Below are 13717 nucleotides of genomic sequence, written 5' to 3' on the forward strand. Positions count from 1 at the left end.
CTCCCACCGGCGCCCCAGCAGCACCTGAGCCCGACCGCAGGTGCCGTGCTGCCCTGGCTGCCGGCCGGTGAGGCGTACCCGAAAGACAGCTCCCGATGCGCACGATCACCTCAAACAACACTCCCCCGCCGATCCTGCGGGGCGTCTCCGACCACAGCTGGCATGCCCGCGCCGCCTGCCACGGCATGGACCCGGACTCCGCCGACGAGCTGTTCTTCCACGCCCCCCGCGACCGCTGGGCCATTCGTGAGGCCCTGGAGACCTGCGGCATGTGCCCGGTTCGCCAGGAGTGCTTCAACTACGCCCTCGACAACGAGGAGAAGGAAGGCATCTGGGGCGGCATGACCGCTGACGAGCGCCTCCACTGGCACGAGAAGACCGAGCACCGGCTCGACTACGACCGCGTGCTGTCGGTGATCAACGGCCGGAGCATCCAGCTCAGCGAGCACGAGCGCAGGACTCTGATCCGGTACGCGGCTGCCCAGGGCTGGAGCCCCGAACGCCTGGCCTTCACCCTGCAGGTCAGCCTCAACTGGGCCCGCGATGTCCTGCGCGAGGAAGCCCGCGCCATTGAGGACCGCGACAACTTCAACGTCGTCATCGACACCAACCCATTCGCCACAGCACGCCAGGCCGAAGTCGACGGCGTCGAGCCCTCTGGTGCAGGCCTACGCCACGACGGCGATGGTCCCGAACGCGACCGCAGCAAGCAGACCCCCGAACCCGTGTCCCGACAGGTCCACACCGCCGCCCTGATCAACGACTTCCGAAAGGCCGCATGCCTCCCCGCCACCACCACGCCGTCGCCATGCCTCTGAGCACCCTGCGCACGGCAACCGCCGCCGTCGGCATCTCCGCAGCAGCCGTCTCCTACGACGACCCCCGCCAAGCGGCCCACGCCAGCACCGCAACGAACGGAGACACCGCCCGATGACCACCCAGACCGCCGAGCGCTACGTCCTGATCGCCGCCGGCACCGTCATCGTGGCCCTCACCGCCGCCGGGTTCTGGCTCTCCTACGCACACCTGGCCGAGGTCGCCGGCCTCCACGGCCTGGGCAGCTCCCCGATCCGCCAGTGGGCCTGGCCCGCCACCCTGGATGCCTTCATCGTCACCGGCGAACTGCTCATGCTGCGGGCCGGGCTGCGCCGGGTCACCGACTGGTGGGCCATCGCCCTGACCGCCACCGGCTCGGTCGGCTCGATCGTCCTCAACGTGGCCGGCGTGAGCGGCACCGGCACAGCTCCGGTGCCCCTGCTGAACTACGTGGTCGCCGCGATCCCTCCGACTGCCGCTCTGCTGGCCTTCGGTGTCCTGATGCGCCAGCTCCACCAGCTCGTCGCCACCCCTCAGCCCGGCCAGCGCCCGGACGGGGACCGCGCCCTGGCAGCCGCCACGCCGAAACCGGCCGCCGAGGACGAGGCGGTCGGGGACCGGGGGGTCCCCGAGTGGGGCCAGGGCGCCCAGAACGACGGGGACCGGATGTACGGGACGAAGGCGTCCGTCGCCGGGGACCGTCCCCGCACCACCGCGGGGACCGGCCACGGTCCCCTCCCAGACCGCACCACCACGGTCTCCGACACCGGCCACGATCCCCGCACGGTCCCGGTCCCCAACGGGGACCGTCCCCACGCAAACGCCCATCGTGCCGGAGGGGACCGGACCGCCACCGCCGGGACCGTCCCGCACGGCAGCGACCACGGTCCCCGGTCGGTCCCCAACGCCGCCGTCCCCCAGGGGGACCGCGCGAGCGGGACCGGGGGTTCCGCCGCAGGGGACCGTCCCCGCATCGAGGCGACCGTCCCCGGGACCGGCCACGGTCCCCTCCACAACCGCACGGCCACGGCGGCGGACAACGGCCTCGGTCTCCAGACGGTCCCGGTCCCCAGAGCTGCGGTCCCCAGTGGGGACCGTCCCCGGCACGAGCGCACCCTCGCGGTCCCGGGGACCGGGGACCGCCTGTGGGCTGGGCTGGGGACCGACGCCGAGGGACCGCGTCCCCACCCGGTCCCCGCGGGGGACCCGGACGGGGACGGGGACCGGGACGATGCTGGGGACGGGGACCGCGGTGACGGCGAGGACGAGCCCGCTGCTGGGGACCGGGGACCGAACCATGCAGCCACGCGCACTCGGGACCGTGCACGGGACCGGTCCCGAACGACACGGGGACCACGGCCCCGTACGGGACGGGGACCTCGGTCCCGGACCCGCCTGTCCGAGGACGAGATCGTCGACCTGCTGCGGCCCCATGTCCCGGCGGCGCTGAAGCGGGACGGCAACGAGTCCATCACTCGGGTGCAGCTGCGGCAGATCATGCGCGAGCACAGCATCCCGATCCGCAACGACCGCCTGAGCCCGGTTCTCGCGCGCCTGCGCGACGAGAACGCCGCTTCCACGAAGAGGAGTTCTGCCCGATGAAGACCTGCCGCACCTTCAGCCGCATCAAGGCGGGATACGAGACGGAGATGGGCCAGATGAGCAACCACTCCGTCCGCCACGCTGGCACCAGAACCGGCAAGTCCAGCGCCGGGTTCGCGGCCGGCGCCAAGCAGCGCATGGCCAAAGCCCTTACCCAGCACTACGCACACTGCCCCGAATGCAGCTGACACCCCGGTACCCGCAGGTCAATGGCCTGCGCAGCAACATCTGACACTCGGGTGGCCCGGTCACCAGCCGGGCCACCCCGCTCCTTCCGCACGTCCACGCGAGCGGCAAGCAGACGTCCCGACAGACACCCCACGCCAACAGCCAGCCCAGCAAAGAGGAGCCCGGTCCATGACCAGCCCGAACACCTCGCCCGCAATCGAGAACCCACAGCAGGAATCTAACTCGACCTCGAAGCGAGCAAGTTGGGGCGGAAGCGTAGCTTCCGCCGAACCCGCCCCCGAGGGGGCGGGCCAGGACCTGCACCAGGGGGCGCAGGTCCTTCTGGCTTCGACCGGGGGCGGATCGAAGCCAGAGCAGGAGGAGAAGCCGTCCGAGCGCCGCGACCACGCCCGACAGCGCCCGCGCCAGCCGCGCGAGAAGAAGCGTCTGCACCAGCCCAACACCCGCTTCAACGAAGAAGAGTTCGCTCTGATCAAGTCCGCCGCTGCCAACTGTCGCCTGTCCGTCGCCGGCTTCCTCGCCCGCGCCTCTCTCGCCGCCGCCCGCGACCTCGACCGCACCAGCGCCGAGATAGCCGACGAGCGCGAGGTGATCACCGCCCTGTTCGAGAGCCGCCGCAGGCTCGGCTGGGCCGGCAGCAACCTCAACCAGGTCTCCAAGGCCCTGAACTCCGGCGCTGACGTCCGGCAGCTCGACGCTGCCCTCGCCGCGGTCCAACGGGCCGCCGAGACCGTTCACGAAGCCGCCACCCATCTGATCGCGCAGCGCACCTCGTGATCCCCCGAGTGCACACGGCCGGATCGCGGACCATCGGCCTCCTCTCCTACCTGTACGGGCCGGGCAAGCACGAGGAGCACACCGACCCGCACCTCGTCGCGTCCTTCGACGGCATGTCCCCCGATCCCGGCCGTGACCCGAACGCCACCCTGAAGGACCTCCAGCAGCTCCTCGACCAGCCCGTCCAGGCCCTTCCCGAGCACGCCCGCCCCGCCAAGCACGTATGGCACACCTCCGTTCGCGCCACCGCGGACGACCGGATCCTGTCCGACGAGGAGTGGGGCGAGATCGCCCGCCGGATCGTGGCCGCCGCCGGCATCGACCCCGGCGGCGGCGAGCCGGGCTGCCGCTGGGCAGCCGTTCGGCACGCGGACGACCACATCCACATCATCGCCACCCTGGTGTGCGAGGACGGCAGCCGCCCCGACGACTTCCGCTCCGGCAAACGGGCCCAGGCCGAGTGCCGCCTCATCGAGAAGGAACTCGGCCTGCACCAGGTCGCACCCGGGGACGGCACCGCCGCCCAGCGCCCCACCAGCGCCGAACGCCACAAGGCCGAGCGCCAGGGGCGGGAGCGCACGGCCCGCGAAGAACTGCGCGAGACCGTGCGCCGCTCGGTCGCCGGCACGCACAGCGAGGAGGAGTTCTTCGCCCGGCTGGCCTCCGCCGGCCTGCTCATCCGCAAGCGAGTCGCCCCCTCCGGCGACCTCCTCGGGTACAAGGTCGCCCTCCCCGACGACCGCAACAAGAACGGCGAGCCGGTGTTCTACCCCGGTGCGAGGCTCGCCCCGGACCTGTCCCTGCCCCGCATCCGGGAGCGCTGGACCGTCGCTGCGCCGTCCGGCCAGGAGACCGGAAGCGCTCCGGCCGACACTCCGCTGCGAGCTGTACCCGGGCCCGCTTCCGCGCGCCGGGCCGCGACCACCGCCGCCTGGCAGGCGGTCCTGGTGATCGACAGCGGTGACGACGGCGTGATCGCCGCGCACATCGCGGCGGCGGGCGAGGTCCTCGACGCGCTCGCCAAGACCTCCGCCGCCCACACCCGCAAGCAACTCGGTGACGCGGCCGTCGCGTTCGAGCGGGCTTCGCGCTCTCACGTCCGGGCCGTACGCGGACACGACCGCGCCCTGCGCCAGGCCGCCCGCGACCTCGTCCACGGCGGCCCGGTGCTCGGCCGCGGCGAGGACGGCGCCACCACCGCCATGCTCATTGACATGGCGTTCTTCCTCATCACCGCCGCCGCGCACTGGCATGGCAGAAAGCAGCACGCCCAGCAGGCCGAGGCCGCGCGGCAGGCCGCCGAGCACCTGCGCGCCGCCTACCAGGCCGCCGCCGGCCAGCCCATGGCCGTCCTCCACCAGCGTGGCCGCCTCCTCCCCCTGCCCCTGCAGCGCCGCCACACCCTCCTCGTACGGGAGGCGCTGCCGGAGCTGGCCGAGCAGATCCTCGCCGAGGCAGGCTGGCCCGCGCTCGCGGCCACCCTCGCCGACGCCGAGGCCGCCGGCCACGACCCCGCCCTCCTGCTCACCGAAGCAACCGCCCGGCGGGAGTTGGACAGCGCGGCCTCCGTCAGCGACGTCCTCGTGTGGCGGCTACGTCGCGCAGCCGGGCTCCCCGCGGACGCCTCGGCCCAGCCCCTCCCCGGCGCCACCACGGCACAGGCATCGTCGCAGTCGCATACAACGGGGCCCTCGCAGAACCGCGACGACCGCCGCCGGGGCCGGTGACTATTCATAAATTTGCTAGTTGCGGCAGGTCGCGGGCTTGGTGCACCATCTCCCGTGCCCGGCTGGATCAGGACGAGGGGGGACTGATGCTTCGACGCAGACGTGAACGACAGCAGCAGCTTCAAGCACAACAGCAGTGGGAAGCCTGGAGCGCCATGCACGTCGAACCGGACCCGGCACCGGAGCCGGCCGCGCAGGCAACCGACCCGGGGGTGGACGACTTCCTGCCGCCCGACCTGCGGATGCCGAGCCGTCAGGACCTGGCCGGGATCCTGATGCCCCACGAGGCGCCGCTGGTCATCGACGGCGAGGTCCACGCCTGCGCCGACTGCGGTGCGTACCGGCAGTGGATCGTCGCCAGCACCCGCGACAGCGTGTGGCTACGCTGCCCCGCCGGCCACGAGAAGCCCGAGCCCCGCCTGGATGCGGCCTGGTTCAACCGGGTCAGCGGCCCCATCACCGCCCAGCACGCCTCCTACGAAGAGTGCCTGCGCCACCTCGGCCGCTGAAGCACCGCCCCCTGCCACCACCCGCCATCTGCCGGAGGAGAGCCCCACGCGGGTCCGGCTGTCAGACCCGCCATACCCAGCAAGGGGTTCCCATGCGCCGTCGAACCACCATCGCCATATCCCTGGCCCTGACCGCCTCCGCCGCGCTGTCCGGCTGCTCCGGCAGCCCGGCGACCGCACCGTCCGGCTCGGCCGTCTCCTCTTCGTCGGCCGGACCGGCCGCCCCTGCCGGCGCGCCGAGTACGCCGGTGTCCTCGGCCGCGCTCGGCCAGCGGCTCCTGACCGAGGCAGACCTCGGCCAGGGCTACACCCGCAAGCCTGAACGCGAGGGCCGCCGGGACGATGTCACTGTGATCGGCTGCCCCGCACTTGAGCAGCTCGGCGGCGACGCCGCGGCCGGCGGGAGCCTGGACTTCCCGAACAGGGCCAAGACCGCGTTCACGTACAACGGCAGCACCGGCTCCGAGGCGTCCGAAGAGCTTTACAGCGACACCCCCGACAAGCTCGCCGACGGCACGAAGCGCATCTTCGACGCGATGACCGGCTGCCCGGTGTACCAGGTCGCCATCGGCAGCAGGCCCGTCAAGGTCACCACCCAGAAGCTGACCGCGCCCGACCTGGGTGAACAGGCGTGGAGCCAGCTGCTCAGCTTCACCGCTGGTGGGCAGGAGAGCATCGTCAAGCAGACTGCCGTTCGTACCGGGTCCGTCCTTGTGGTGGTGGCCGGGTCGCCTGGGCTGGTCGATGCTCAGGTGGAGAGAGCCCTCGGCAAGGCATCCTCCGTCAGCTGACCGAACGCCTGCGCCTGCCGCGCCGCTGGTGCTTGGTGCACCGGGCAACGCGGCACGGCAGGACGCTGGCCGGGAGACGCCGACGGGCCGGCCCTCCCCCAGGGTGGCGTGTTCGGCGTGGATGCCCGGACGAGGCGGAATCAGCCTCGGGCGAATGCCAGCATGTGCGCCGAGGAATCCGTTAGGGCCGGGTATGGCTCGGCGACACGTGCAGCGGCAAGCGCCGCCTCGTACATGGGGGTGCCGATCAGGTCGTTGCCCGCGTACTTCGTGATCGCCTTGACCGCGACCCAGCCCGGCCCCTCCACCCCGTAGACGGTGTGCTCGGCGAGCCCTGCCTCCGTCAGCTCTTCGCGGAGCTCGGCGGATGTCTGGAAATAGGCGTGGGTGAACCCGCGGGAACCGGAGTAGCGGCCTTCGTCGAGGGTGGTGCGCACACCGTCCTGGATGGCGCGCTCGGCGATGCCAGTCGTGGCAATGTAGTCGAGCAGCGGGCTGTAGCGGCTGATCACGGCTGCAGCGAGGAGGCCTCCGGGCCGCAGGACGCGGCGGGCCTCGCGCAGGGCGGCGAGCCGGTCGGACTGTTCGTGCAGGTGGTAGAGCGGGCCCAGGAGCAGGACGACGTCGAAGGAGGCGTCGGCCGCGGTCAGGGTCCGGGCGTCGCCGAGTTCGGTGGTGACGCCCGGGATTTCGGCGGCCTGGGCGATGTGCTTGGCGACGGGGTCGATGAGGTGCACGGTGTGGCCGTCTTCGGTGAGCCAGCGGGCGTGGGCACCGGGCCCGCCGCCGACGTCGAGGATCCTCGCGGGTGCGGGCGGCAGGTGCCGGCGTAACAGCTCCCGGGTGCGTTCCAGTTCGAGCATGCCGGTGGCCGTGGTGTGCAGGCGTCCTGCTTCGTCGGACTGGTCGTAGAAGGCGATGATCTCCGGGCGAACGGGCTGGAAGCTGGACATGGGGTCCCCCTTTCTCGGTCGGATGGCGAGCAGGCTAGGGCACTGCTCGAACTGATCGCCTCGCATTTCTGGCCGGCGCGTCCCCTCGCCATGCCACGTCTCCCTACCTCGGGCGCCCCCGGATGGTGTCCCGCCTCGTCGGCAAACGCGACAGGCCCGGGACTCCCGTTAGGGAGTCCCGGGCCTGAAGTCGTGAGTGCCGAGAGGGCGGCATGCCGTCCGAGCCCGCTTTCTCCAGCAGACCGGGTCGGCGCCGTCATCCGCACGCGTGCCGTCTACGGGCGTCGTCGGGTACGACTCTGAGACTGGCCGTGCAGGTCCATCCGCAAGTGCAGACAGCTTCCCAGGTAGCGCGGCCGGTGCAGCCGTCGGTGCGGGGATAGCCGCGTGGGGAAAGGCGGTGCCGGTCGGGGCCGACAGTCGGGCATTCGGTGCCGTCAGGGTGGTAGGCGGTCAGTTTGGGCAGGCTGCGCGGCAAGGGATCCTCCAAGACGGACGTGCAGGTGGTGGGTTGGTGTCCGGGTTCAGTGGGCCCGGGTGAGGATGAGGCGGCCCTCGGTGCCGTCGGGCAGGTTGCGGCGCAGGACCGGGGCAGGTGAGGCCAGGGAGGCGGCGAACGCGGCGACGAGGTCGTGGGGGACGCTGGGGCTGAAGGTGGCGGCCCACTGGTAGGGGGCGCCGAGGATCGGTTCGGCCCATGCCTGCCAACCCATCAGGTCAGGGCGTGGGTCACCGTCCTGGATCTCTGCCGGCGTGGGTCCCCAGGTGAAGCCGGCAGACAGGCCGGGATCCCACGCGGTGGTCTCGGGCCGGTCGACGTCTCGGGCCCAGCCGAGCGCGGTCAGCGCGCCGAGGACGGCTTCGGGGCCGTCGTAGTTGAGGGCCGGGTCGGTGCGTGCCTCGACGGCGAGGAGGAAGTCCGCGACGGCTTCGTGCGGTGTGCCAGCGGTGAAGTAGGCGTTCCACTCGGCCAGCGCGCTGTCGGCGGCTGGGCGGGCGGAGACCTGCCAGGCGACGGGGAGGTCTCCGAGGTGGAAGAGGTTGTCGGGGAGGATCCATTCGGCGCCGCACAGTCGGCCGGGGCTGAGGAACAGCCAGGTGCTGCGGGCGGTGGTCCAGCTGGTCCAGTCGGCCTCGGTGAGCAGGCCGGTGATCCGGTCGGCGAGGATGCCGTCGTCGCCGGCCAGGTGGCGGGGGGTGACCCAGTACGCGGGGCCGGCGGGGTTGGGGGTGGACGGGTAGCGGGGGTGGTGCGGGTTCAGCAGCGCCTCCAGGCGGGTGCGGTACGGGTCACTGGCCGGCCTCCGCTGTGCCGGTGGCGGGGCGGCGTCGGCGCGGGGGTGCCTCGGTGGGCGCGTGCCAGGCCAGGTCCACGGCGACCGCAGGCGGAACAGGGCCGAGTTGTTCGCCGCGTTCGGCGATGTAGACGACCGTCCGCCCCCGGGCGTCCGCGGTCGCGGTGATGCCGGCGACCGTGTGTTCCAGCGGGAAGAGAGGGTTGATGGCCAGGCGCACAGGTGCGCTGCGGTCGAAGGCGGACAGGCGGTCGATGACCTCGCCGACGGTGGTCTCGCGATCCAACAGGTTCTCCTTCATAAGCGGGGGTGGGGCCGTCTTGCGGGCGGCCCGGGCGCTGCTCAGCCCAGGGTCACGGGGCGGGAGGTGGCCAGTACGAACGCGACGGCCGCCGCGACGAGCTCGGCGGGCGTGCCGACGTCGAACGAGACGTGGTAGCCGGGGAACTCGGCGGGCCCGGTGACCGCGAGTTTCCAGCCCTCGCCGTCGGTGCCGGGGCGTCCGGTGGGGAACCAGCCGAGGTAGAAGCGGCCGTCCTTGCTGCTGATGTGGAGATCGGCCCGGTCGTCCACGATGAGGTTGAAGTCCTCGGCGTTGAACTGGTCGATCACGCTGGACGGCTGCCCTGGACCGACCTGCCAGGAACGGAGCCTCAGCGCCTCGATCGTCGTGGCGAACCCGTGCTTCGAACCTTCCGCAGCCATGAGTGAACACCTCTCTGACCTGGGGTTTCTTGGGAAGGTGTCTACGTTGACATCGGTTGCCGCGCTCCACCAGTCCTTTGCCTCTCTTTCCTGTCTGCCCCAGGCGAACTGGATCCCCCGAGGCCAACTGCCCGGTGCGGGCAACGCAACAGGCCTCAGGAACCTGAGCGGTTCCTGAGGCCTGGCCTGGTGGGTTGTTAAGTTATGGCGCGTCAGGTGCGGAATCAGCCGTTCGACTGGCTGTCCTGGCTGGCTTCCCGACGGCGGCGCAGCGCGAGCAGCGCGCCTCCGCCCGCGCTGATCAGTAGTCCGGCGCCGGCGAGTAGCCATGAGGTGGAATCGGCGCCGGTCTGTGCGAGGGAGCCCTTCGGAGAGGAGGAAGCGGTGCTCGACGTGGTCGCGGTCGGCTGCGGAGCAGCCGAGGTCGGCGTGGTCGCGGAGGGGGTGGGCGTGGCGGGGGCGGTGGGGGTGCCCGACGGTGTGGTGGGTGTCGGGGTGGTGGGCGGGTTGGTCGGCTTGTCCTTCTTGGTGTTGGTGAAGGCGGTGGTCTTCTCGCCGGGCTTGGCGGTGATCTTCACTGGGGTGGAGTTGAGCTGGTAGCCGTCGGGGGCCTTGGTCTCGGTGGCGGTGTAGGGGGTGCCGGTGCGGGCGGAGACGTCGAGCTTGGTGGTGGCGGTGCCGTCCTTGCCGGTGGTGAGCGTGAGCGGCTTGCCACCGCCAGCTTGTGGGGTGATGTTGATGACAGCGTCGGCGAGCGGCTTGCCAGTGTCCTTGTCGGTCTTGGTCACCGTGACTTCGGCGGGCTTGAACGGGTCGACGACGGTGAGCTTGGCGGTCTGCCCCGGGGTGACGACGATGTCCTGGTCCGGGGCGAGGTCGTGGATGGGGCTGCCCGAGTTGGTTTCCTTGAGCCGCCACACGCCCGGTGTGACGCCCTCGAAGCGCAGGATGCCGCCCTTACTGGTCTTGCCCTGCAGGGCCTTGGTGCCGTTGAGGGTGTCGAGCAGGGAGAACTCTGCCCCGGCCAGGAAGTTGCCGCCGGGGTCCTTCTTCGTGATCTCTATGTGGCCGGGCTGCGGTTCGGGGGCTTCGGCCCAGGCAGACCGCGCCCAGGTCAGCGTGCCGGCGGCGAGGGTGGCCGCGGCGGCGACGGCTGCCGGTGCGGTGCGGCGGGCGGTGGTACGGGTACGCATGCGGTGGAACTGTCTCCTTATGTGGTGGGGCGGGGGGACTCCCGGGGTCCTCGGAGGTGCCGGGGCGGGCGGCGTCAGGGAGTACGGCCCGGTGCGGCCTGTGCGGGTGCCGGGGCGGGCAGAGCGAGCCGCCGGGCGGTGGGTGCGGCGGTCAGGGCCGGCAATCCCTGGGGTGCGCGGTAGCGGTGGGCTGCGGTCTTGACCAGGGCATGCTGGTCTTCGAGGCTCAGGGCGTCGATGCGGGCCAGGGCCGCCGCGGTGCCGGGGCCGTACGGGCGGCCAGCGGTCTGGGTGATGTGGGCGACGGCCTCGGCCTCGGCCAGGACGCCGTACTCGACGGGCAGTCCGAGGGTGTCGCGGACGCCTTCGCGGGCGTAGCGCAGGTTCTGCGAGAGGGGGATGCCGTCGAGGGTGCCGTACTCGGCGAAGTCGAACACGAGCAGGGTCGCCTGGTGGAGCAGGTCGAGGAAGTCGGTGTCGGCGGCCCAGAAGCCGGCCGGGTGACGCAGCCCGGGTGCGTCGAAGTGCTCTGCCGTACGGGTCTGCTCGCTCTGGTGTCCCATGGAGGGAGCGGCCGACGGGTCGATCCACATGGCGGTGAAGGCAGTCACGGCCTGCCGTAGTCCGGTGAGGTCGGCGCCTTGCCACGGCGGTGGGCCTGAAGGGTGCCAGTCGCGGATGCGGGCGTACCCGTCGTGGCCTGGAGACTTGCCGCGTGCAGTGTCCCGCTGGGTGAAGGTGTGGTATTCGGCGAAGGTGAGGGTCTCGACGTGGAGGGCGCCGCGTTCGGGGTGGATCACGGTGAGGCGCAGTCCGTCGTATTCGCCGTGGCGGATCGTCGGGGCGAAGTCGATGCGCAGCCGCAGCGCAGAGTCGGCGGCGAGGGCGGCGTAATAGCTGTCGCCGACGACGAAGCCGGTGGTGAAGGGCGGGTCGAGTTCGGCGAAGAACTTCTGGGCGTGCAAGGGCACCTGGGCTCCGGGGTGCGGGTGTCAGCGGCGGGCGGCGGGGCGGGTGCTGGTGCTCCAGCGGGGAACGCTGGTCGTGGTGAGGGCCGGCCGTGGCCTTGTGCCGGTGCGGCGGTGTATGTCCAGCGGGGTCGGTGCCGGCGGCGGGGGCGGGACGACCGGGGTGAGCTGGACGTGCGGGCGCAGCAGCGGGCTGAGGAAGCTGTTCCAGCGGGCGACCGGGGCGGGGTCGGCGAGCGCGGTGGTGATCGCGGCGACCAGGGGTGCGGGGGTGCCGGTGGAGGCGGTGGCGTACCAGCGGGGGCCCTTGGGTCCGCCTTCCATGTACCAGCGGGCTTGCAGCGTGGTGATCTCCTGCTGCGGGTCGAGGCGGCCGGTGGCGTACTCCAGGCCGGCCATGCCGTCGGGGGACCGTAGGGCCAAGGCGGAGCCGTATCCGGTGTACGGCAGCTTCCAACCTTGGTTCAGGAGCGGTGCAACGGCCGTGAACCGGTTCTGGTGGGCACCGTTGTGGAGGTAGGCCTCCGATCCGGTGGCGTACGCGGCGGCGAGCGCGGTGGTGAAGGCGGTGACCAGTTCGGTGGGGGCCGTGTCGTTGAAGCAGACGCCCCAGGTGGGGGCGGCGAACGGGTCCTGGTAGGCGGTGATGCGCCAGATGCCGTCGTCTTCGCCTTCGGGGAGGAAGTCGAGGCGGATCTTGCGGTCCGGGGAGGCGAGGTAGAGGTTGCCGTACTCGTCGTTGTGGCGGTCGAAGCCGAGGTCGAACAGCGGCTTCACGGCGGGGTCGATGTTCGCGGCGCTGCCGGCGAGGTAGCGGGGGGTTACCCACACGTCGCCGTCGATGTCGGGGGTGTCGGTCAAGGGGCTCCAGGTCTAGGGGTTCAGGCGGCGGGTGCGACGGTGATCGTGACGTGACGGGTGGCCGTGTCGAGACGTTCGCGGGCCTGGCCGGCGTCCGGGGCGACCACGACGAGGAGGCCGACTCGGGCAACGTCGACGTCTCCCTCGGGCGGGAGGGTGACGCGGTCGCCGGTATCGAGGATCCAGCTGGTCTGGTGCAGCCAGTCGGCCTCGGCGAGGGCAGGGTCGAGGCCGCGGGCGGTGACGGTGCCGGAGGTGTCGGGGTAGAGCAGGGCGATGGCCGCGGCCTGGTGCCGGGTCGGGGTGAGGTCGGGGCGGCGGCCGAGGGCGAGGTCGGCGGCGGCGCGGGGCAGGTCGATGCCGGTGGCGAGCAGGACGAGCTTGCCGATCAGGTCGCCGCCGATCCTTGCGTTGACCTCGACGATGCGGGGTCCGGTCGCGGTGAGCCGCATCTCCACGTGCTGGATGCCGGAGGTGACGCCCAGGGCGGCCACGGCTGCCTGGGCGATGGGTCCGACCTGGGGCAGCAGCGGGTCGGCGGCGTCCACGCTGTGGCCGGTCTCCTCGAAGTACGGGGCGAAGCCCAGCTGCTTGCGGGTGATGGCGACCGGTGTGGTGACGCCCTGGTGGGTGACGCATTCGACGGAGATCTCCTCGCCGTCGAGGTACTCCTCCACCAGCACCACAGTGGACTCCCCGCCGTGCAGCTGGGCGCCGGTGGTGGCGAAGGAGAAGGCGTCCGGGAGCTGCTCGGGGGTGTCGACGCGGATGACGCCGACGCTGCCGGCCTGGCCTGCCGGTTTGACGACGACCGGGTAGCCGATGGTCTGGGCAGCCGCTACGGCATCCGCAATGGTTACGGCCTTCACCGAGGTGGCGGAGGGCACCTGGTGGCGGTCGAACAGGGCGCGGCTGGTGGCCTTGTCGCGGCAGGCCCGCATCACGCCGGGCCGGTCGCCGGGCAGGCCGAGGTGGCGGGCGAGGCGGCTGGTGTTGACCAGCAGGGTCTCGTTCCAGGTGAGCACCCCTGCGACCGGGTGCCGTGCGGCAAGGGCCTGCCCGGCCTTGATCAGGGCGTCGAGGTTGTAGGGGTGGGCCTGTTCGTGGTCGATGACGTGGGGGTGTTCCCAGGTGAGGGGGGTGGGGGTGATGACGACGGTGTCGTAGGCGGCGGCGACGGAGGCGAGGCAGTAGCCGCGGTACAGCTCGTCGTTGGGGGCGACGACCAGGACGACGGGGGTCCGCGCGGAATTGCGTTCGTTGCACGATTCAGAGGGGTTGAACGTGGTGGTCTGCGACATTGTGCGCGTTCCTTTCAGGGGAGGTTAATG

General features: G+C 71.7%; 15 protein-coding genes and 1 pseudogene. 8 read left to right on the forward strand and 8 right to left on the reverse strand.

All coding sequences use genetic code 11. From position 1 onward, the window contains the following. Window positions 1-95 precede the first annotated feature (95 nt). The 8 genes and pseudogenes from ACIF6F_RS30160 to ACIF6F_RS30195 all read left to right on the forward strand — a co-directional run bounded on the left by ACIF6F_RS30160 (window position 96) and on the right by ACIF6F_RS30195 (window position 6411). Window positions 96-818 carry a WhiB family transcriptional regulator gene (locus ACIF6F_RS30160; RefSeq protein ID WP_399953793.1) on the forward strand — a complete coding sequence of 241 codons (723 nt, stop codon included), beginning with the start codon at window positions 96-98 and terminating at the stop codon, window positions 816-818. After that, window positions 809-934, forward strand: coding sequence for a hypothetical protein (locus ACIF6F_RS30165; protein WP_399953796.1), 126 nt, complete (start codon window positions 809-811; stop codon window positions 932-934). The genes ACIF6F_RS30160 and ACIF6F_RS30165 overlap by 10 nt, the downstream gene beginning before the upstream one ends. Further along, window positions 931-1357, forward strand: a pseudogene (locus ACIF6F_RS30170) (DUF2637 domain-containing protein); the annotation flags it as partial. The gene ACIF6F_RS30165 and the pseudogene ACIF6F_RS30170, both read left to right, overlap by 4 nt. Before the next feature lie 1057 nt (window positions 1358-2414). After that, window positions 2415-2606: a hypothetical protein gene (locus ACIF6F_RS30175; protein ID WP_399953799.1), complete on the forward strand. Its 192-nt coding sequence runs from the start codon at window positions 2415-2417 to the stop codon at window positions 2604-2606. 169 nt (window positions 2607-2775) lie between these two features. Next, a complete protein-coding gene (locus tag ACIF6F_RS30180; protein ID WP_399953802.1) occupies window positions 2776-3384 on the forward strand; it encodes a plasmid mobilization protein in 609 nt (202 codons plus the stop codon). Then, window positions 3381-5111, forward strand: a complete 1731-nt coding sequence (locus tag ACIF6F_RS30185; RefSeq protein ID WP_399953806.1) for a relaxase/mobilization nuclease domain-containing protein — start codon at window positions 3381-3383, stop codon at window positions 5109-5111. Before ACIF6F_RS30180 ends, ACIF6F_RS30185 begins: the two co-directional genes overlap by 4 nt. Window positions 5112-5266: 155 nt before the next feature. Further along, the gene (locus ACIF6F_RS30190) at window positions 5267-5620 is read left to right on the forward strand and encodes a hypothetical protein (RefSeq protein ID WP_399953809.1); all 354 of its coding nucleotides are present in this window, start codon (window positions 5267-5269) and stop codon (window positions 5618-5620) included. A 92-nt stretch (window positions 5621-5712) separates the two neighbouring features. After that, window positions 5713-6411, forward strand: coding sequence for a hypothetical protein (locus ACIF6F_RS30195; protein ID WP_399953812.1), 699 nt, complete (start codon window positions 5713-5715; stop codon window positions 6409-6411). 140 nt (window positions 6412-6551) lie between these two features. On the opposite strand, the gene ACIF6F_RS30200 is transcribed toward ACIF6F_RS30195, so the two are convergent. The 8 genes from ACIF6F_RS30200 to ACIF6F_RS30235 form a co-directional block, all read right to left on the reverse strand. Then, a complete protein-coding gene (locus tag ACIF6F_RS30200; RefSeq protein ID WP_399953815.1) occupies window positions 6552-7364 on the reverse strand; it encodes a class I SAM-dependent methyltransferase in 813 nt (270 codons plus the stop codon). Window positions 7365-7888: 524 nt separating this feature from the next. Continuing rightward, window positions 7889-8638: a DUF317 domain-containing protein gene (locus ACIF6F_RS30205; protein WP_399953854.1), complete on the reverse strand. Its 750-nt coding sequence runs from the start codon at window positions 8636-8638 to the stop codon at window positions 7889-7891. Window positions 8639-8654: 16 nt separating this feature from the next. After that, window positions 8655-8945 carry a hypothetical protein gene (locus ACIF6F_RS30210; RefSeq protein ID WP_399953818.1) on the reverse strand — a complete coding sequence of 97 codons (291 nt, stop codon included), beginning with the start codon at window positions 8943-8945 and terminating at the stop codon, window positions 8655-8657. A 56-nt stretch (window positions 8946-9001) separates the two neighbouring features. Further along, the gene (locus tag ACIF6F_RS30215) at window positions 9002-9364 is read right to left on the reverse strand and encodes a DUF317 domain-containing protein (protein WP_399953821.1); all 363 of its coding nucleotides are present in this window, start codon (window positions 9362-9364) and stop codon (window positions 9002-9004) included. A gap of 224 nt (window positions 9365-9588) precedes the next feature. Then, window positions 9589-10557 (reverse strand): SpaA isopeptide-forming pilin-related protein, encoded by a 969-nt coding sequence (locus ACIF6F_RS30220; RefSeq protein WP_399953823.1) that lies wholly within the window; start codon window positions 10555-10557, stop codon window positions 9589-9591. A gap of 74 nt (window positions 10558-10631) precedes the next feature. Beyond that, complete coding sequence (locus ACIF6F_RS30225; RefSeq protein WP_399953825.1) at window positions 10632-11528, reverse strand: hypothetical protein; 897 nt, start codon at window positions 11526-11528, stop codon at window positions 10632-10634. A 21-nt stretch (window positions 11529-11549) separates the two neighbouring features. Next, on the reverse strand, window positions 11550-12386 hold the full coding sequence (locus ACIF6F_RS30230) for a DUF317 domain-containing protein (protein WP_399953828.1): 837 nt from the start codon (window positions 12384-12386) through the stop codon (window positions 11550-11552). A gap of 20 nt (window positions 12387-12406) precedes the next feature. Further along, a complete protein-coding gene (locus ACIF6F_RS30235; protein ID WP_399953831.1) occupies window positions 12407-13687 on the reverse strand; it encodes an acetyl-CoA carboxylase biotin carboxylase subunit family protein in 1281 nt (426 codons plus the stop codon). Window positions 13688-13717: the final 30 nt, after the last annotated feature.

Source organism: Streptomyces sp. NPDC086023, assembly GCF_044540325.1.
Lineage (GTDB): Bacteria > Actinomycetota > Actinomycetes > Streptomycetales > Streptomycetaceae > Streptomyces.